This is a genomic window from Pseudomonas sp. P5_B2, from assembly GCF_056400445.1.
Genome location: NZ_JBFULH010000791.1, coordinates 1 through 1,650, shown reverse-complemented (window position 1 = coordinate 1,650; position 1,650 = coordinate 1). Strand labels below are relative to the sequence as shown.

Below are 1,650 nucleotides of genomic sequence, written 5' to 3'. Positions count from 1 at the left end.
CTATGCCGATAACCTAAGCAAGGAGCTACCACGCATTCCGGCAGTGAAGAAGGCCGCCGATTTCTGGGCCTTCAGCAGGGCAGGCCGTGCCCTGGCTGACCTTCACCTGAACTACGAAACCGTCGAGCCGTACCCGCTGACTATCGAGGCCAAGGGTACGCTGACCAATGCTGATTACCGTGTGGAGAAGATGAAGCTGGCCAAGAAGGGTGACAAAACCGCCGTCATCTACAACCACCGCATCACCCTCAAGGGCATCCCCGAGGCGGCCTGGGACTACGTGGTCAACAGCAAGGCCGCACTTGATTGGGTAATGGAGCGCCAAGCTGTCCGCACCGACAAAGCCAGCGGCATCGTCAACGACGCCAACGACTGGGCCATCGAAACCATGAACAACCCCAAGTACCCACTGGAACTGTTCCAACGCGTGGTCACCGTCAGCCTTGAAACGATGAAGATCGTTAAGTCTCTTCCTCCACTCGACATCTGATTCGCATGTGTCACTCCGCACCCGATAGTCATGCGGCTTTTTTTCGTCTGCGGTTTCCTTACGYCTGCGAGAAAATCCTCGTTATGTCGGGAGTGGGCGAATACAAGACCCGAAAGGGGAATATGTCCGGCCCGTCTCTGGTGGGTTTCTTAGCTCCCGACACCCATAACGAATGCCCTAAGAAAGCAGCCAGAGGTAAAGGAAATGCCTGACTATCCAACCTTCATGATGAAGGTGAATCGCCGTCCCCATATGTCCAATCGCGTGCTTCCGTTTCAGGAGGTTCGCCATGTCTGAACCGCTCGCTTCAACCCTTTTCACTCGTCACGACATCTACCTTCACGCGCTTCTGGTGGAGAACCAGGCCTGGTTCTGCGCTCATGACCTCGGGCGGCTGATGGGAAAATTCCTCGACGAACGCATGTCACGCAAGCTCGACGCAGACCAGCGACAGATGATGCTGGTGGATGCCCACGGTACAGCAGAAGAACGTCTGATGATCAGCGAGTCTGGCGTCTACGCGCTGCTGGTTTATCACTATTGTCCGGAGTATCGGTTGCTGCGCGAATGGCTGACGCACCAAGTGATTCCGGCGCTGCGTGATGCCCGTCCATCGAAGTCAGTTGAACGTCCAACGTTGAGTGTTCTGGACTGGCCGAAGATGTCGCTTTGCATGTTGCACTGGCAGGATGAGCCGTGGATTCGGTTGAGGGACATGCCTTGTGTGTTGACGGATGATCCTTTCAATCAGCGCGGGTCCTGGTGGCGGAAGGCGTCGCGGGTGTTGCGCGGCTTCTGATCATTCATTGCCGTAAAGAAAATCCGCTGCTTGAGTTTCAAGTAGCGGATTTTGTTTAAGTGGCGTATTCACTGGCGTCATCGCGAGCAGGCTCACTCCTACAAGATTTGGTGTGTTGCCGCAGATTTCGTGGTGTGTTGAAAACAGTCAGTGCAACCCGCCCCGGCTCCCGCTATTAATACCGTTCCCCACTCAAGGACCCGAGCCCGTCATGAAATTCGACCTCGCCTACTGCCTAAGCCTCGACGACAAGCTGTCGATCTATGACGTGCGCGATTTGAATTTCGATGAAACCATGGAGTTCGACTCCGCCAAAGAACACTTCCAATGCCCCAATGACAATTGCAGGACGGCGTTCGAT

2 protein-coding genes are annotated in these 1,650 nt (G+C 55.1%); both read left to right on the top strand.

Going from position 1 to position 1,650, the window contains the following annotated elements:
* Positions 1 to 490: type ISP restriction/modification enzyme (locus AC1DRJ_RS26825; protein ID WP_477804813.1), on the top strand; the 490-nt coding region annotated here is incomplete at its 5' end.
* A gap of 289 nt (positions 491 to 779) precedes the next feature.
* Entirely contained in the window at positions 780 to 1,289 is a 510-nt protein-coding gene (locus AC1DRJ_RS26820) for a BRO-N domain-containing protein (RefSeq protein ID WP_477804812.1), read from the top strand.
* Positions 1,290 to 1,650 lie beyond the last annotated feature (361 nt).

Bases quoted from the DNA above. Each gene is read 5' to 3' on its own strand.
- AC1DRJ_RS26820 (WP_477804812.1), top strand. From the start codon at position 780: ATGTCTGAACCGCTCGCTTCAACCCTTTTCACTCGTCACGACATCTAC.